At 73.8% G+C, this 2,917-nt stretch carries 3 protein-coding genes; all 3 read left to right on the top strand.

Annotated elements, in window-relative coordinates; all coding sequences use genetic code 11:
- Positions 1 to 1,003: hypothetical protein (locus tag AOK11_RS43215; protein ID WP_055597928.1), on the top strand; the 1,003-nt coding region annotated here is incomplete at its 5' end.
- 1 nt (position 1,004) lies between these two features.
- Positions 1,005 to 1,946 (top strand): hypothetical protein, encoded by a 942-nt coding sequence (locus AOK11_RS43210; protein WP_055597927.1) that lies wholly within the window; start codon positions 1,005 to 1,007, stop codon positions 1,944 to 1,946.
- Between the two features lie 3 nt (positions 1,947 to 1,949).
- A partial coding sequence (locus tag AOK11_RS36515) for a serine/threonine-protein kinase (RefSeq protein ID WP_157869527.1) occupies positions 1,950 to 2,917 on the top strand: 968 nt, incomplete at its 3' end.

Here is a 2,917-nt window from a genome sequence, read left to right as displayed (position 1 = left end):
GCCCGAAGCCGCCCCGGTCCCCGTCGCACCCGACCGCACGCCCCTCCTCGCACCGGTGTCCGACGGCCCCGAGCCGGCCGAGGAGCCCACGGATCACAGTTCGGGAGAGGGCGCCGCGCGGCAGCGGAGACACACGATCGCGGTCCTGGGGGCCGCGCACAGCGGCAAGACGACCTTCCTCGCGGCCGCGGGACTCGCCGCCTCGGGCGCGTCCCCGGAGCTGGGCCGCTGGAACGTCGTCGCCGAGAGCGAACGGGCCGAGCACTTTCTCGTGGAGCAGACCTATGCGCTGGCGGTCGCGCGCCGGTTCCCGCAGGCGACGATGGGCCGGAGCTCCTTCTCGTACGTCTTCCGTGCCGAGATCACGCGGGGGCGACGCCCGGAGCGGGTCGACTTCGCGCTGGACTTCTGCGATGTCGGCGGCCGCGAGTACCAGTGGAAGAACTACGGCAACAACCTCGTCCTCGACTCGCACCTGGGCCGGGCCGGCCATCTGGTGATCCTGGTCGACCCCACCGGAAACGGCCCCCAGGCAGAGTTCCTCGCCCCCCACCTGGAGCGACTGCTGAAGGAGTTCCAGAAACACCGCCGACTGGTACGGGGACGACTGCCGCACCGCGTCGCCTTCTGCGTCACGAAGTTCGACGAGCCCTCGGTCTTCCAGAACGCCCGGCGCGGCAACTGGGTCGGTCAGAACGCGCAGGGCGATCCGTGCGTGCCCGCCGCCGACGCGGAGGACTACATCGGCTGGCTGGCGGACGATTCCGGCTACGTGGCGCGGGCGCGGGCGCTGACGAAGACGTACTTCCTCCCGGACCACGTCCTCTGGTACGCGGTGTCGGCGATCGGCTTCCACCGCACTCCCGGCGGCACGCTGAACCTGGACGACTGCTCGAACCGGACCCACGACGAAGACGGCCTGCCCGTGCTGCGCGGCTCCGCCCGGCCGGTGAACGTGCTGGAACCGCTGATCGACCTGGGACGAGCGCCGGGAGGCACCTGACATGACCCCCACTCTCAGCCTGCGCGCGCGCTGGGCCGTGCTGTCGAAACCGCCGGCGGACAGCAGTGACTACCGTGTCCTGCGGTGCAGTGACGGTCCCTCGGAGATGGCCTGGTTCGAGCACGTGATCAGAGCCACGCTGTTCGGCACCCCGCCTCCCTGGTCCACCGCGGGACGTCCCGGTGAGGTCCTGCCCTGGATCTCCTTCGGCGTCTGCGGCGCCGGAGCGGAGGGCACCGGCAGCAGGTGGATCACCGTCTCCGTGACCGACTGGAACAGCTTCGCGGAGGCCACCTGGGACTCCTCCGGCCGGCGGTCCGCCACCACCCGCTGCTTCCTGGTGCCCTACGAGGACCTGGCCCGGCACGGGCTGGGACTGGTCCCCCTGTGGAACGCGGTGCGGCCGGTGCCGCTGCCCGGTGAGGCAGAGGAGAGCGGGATGCCGCAGCCCGTGCTGCTCACGGCGCAGGCCGACCCCGTCGAGCGGACCGTGCGACGGGTGGAGGCGGCCGGCTTCGACTGGGCGGCCGCCACCGCCGCGGTCGCGCTCGAGGCGCCACTCGCCCTGCGGGCCCGGGGCGACCGGTTCGCCCTCGACCGGATCGGTGTCATCGACGCCGTCGCCTCCCTGCTGCCCTACGGATACCGGGCCACGCTGACCGCGTCGACCTGGGCCCCGGACGCCACCGCGGACGCCCCCTGGATCTGCTACACCAAGGCGTCCTCGCCCCGGCGGCGCGTCGTGCACGAGGACACCCCGCCCGAACCCGTCTCCCCGCCGGCCCGCGCCCATCTGGCCCGGCTGCGGATGCTGCGGGAGGAACTGGGCACCGACGGCCTGCTGCGCGCGCTCGCCCGGCGCACCGCCCCTGCCTCGTTCCCCGGCGACGACGGGTCGCGCCACCGGACGGGCCGGCGGGCCGACGCGCACGGGGAGGGCTGACCGATGTCCTCGATGGAGGCCCTGAGGAGCGAGGACCCCCGGCGGCTGGGACGGTTCCGGCTGCTGTCCCGCATCGGCGCGGGCGGATTCGGCGAGGTGTTCCTCGGGCAGGAGGAGCCGGGCGGCCGGGAGCGGTTCGCCGCGGTCAAACTCATCCGTACCGACGTCGCCGAGTCCGAGCGGCTCAGACCCCGGTTCCACAGCGAGATCGAGGCCGTCGACCGGGCCGGCGGCGAAGGCATCCCCGAACTCCTGGACGCCGACCCGGCCGCCCGCCGCCCCTGGCTGGCCACCCGGTACGTTCCGGGCCCCTCGCTGCAACGGCTGGTCGACGACGCCGGCCCGCTGCCGGAGACCACGGTGCTCGCCCTCGGCCGCCGTCTGGCCGGCACGCTGGCCGCCCTGCACGGCGCCGGGCTCTACCACCGGGACCTGAAACCGAGCAACGTACTCGTCACCCCGACCCGCCCCTGGATCATCGACTTCAGCCTCGTACGCCTCGTCGCCAACCCCAGCCTGACCGTCACCGCGGACGCCATGGGCAGCTTCCAGTACGCCGCCCCCGAACAGGCCAGCGGCCTCGGCCGCGCCCAGGGGCCCGCCGACGTCTTCGCCTTCGCCGCGACCCTGCTCTTCGCCGCGACGGGACATCCCCCCTACAGCGGGCGCAACCAGTTCGACATCCGGCTGCGCGCCCTGACGGAGCCACCGGACATCACCGGTCTGCGCGACGGACCGCTGCGTGAACTCGTCACCGCGTGCCTCCGGTTCACCGACACCGAGCGCCCCTCGATGGACGACGTACGCGCCGGGCTGGCCCGCGCGACGGACACGGACCGCGTCCCCTACCCGCCCGCGGCACTGCATGTGTTCGGGCGCCACATGGACGCGCTGCGCGCCCTCATCGGGCCGCGCGCCGACCGGCTGGCGCGGGAGGAGCCGGGGGAGCGGGGAGCCGGGCGGCGCGCGGC

Origin of the sequence: Streptomyces hirsutus, from assembly GCF_001418415.1 — a bacterium.
Lineage (GTDB): Bacteria > Actinomycetota > Actinomycetes > Streptomycetales > Streptomycetaceae > Streptomyces > Streptomyces hirsutus.
Note: the sequence above shows the minus strand (reverse complement) of the source record. Positions and strands in the feature narration are given on the sequence as shown.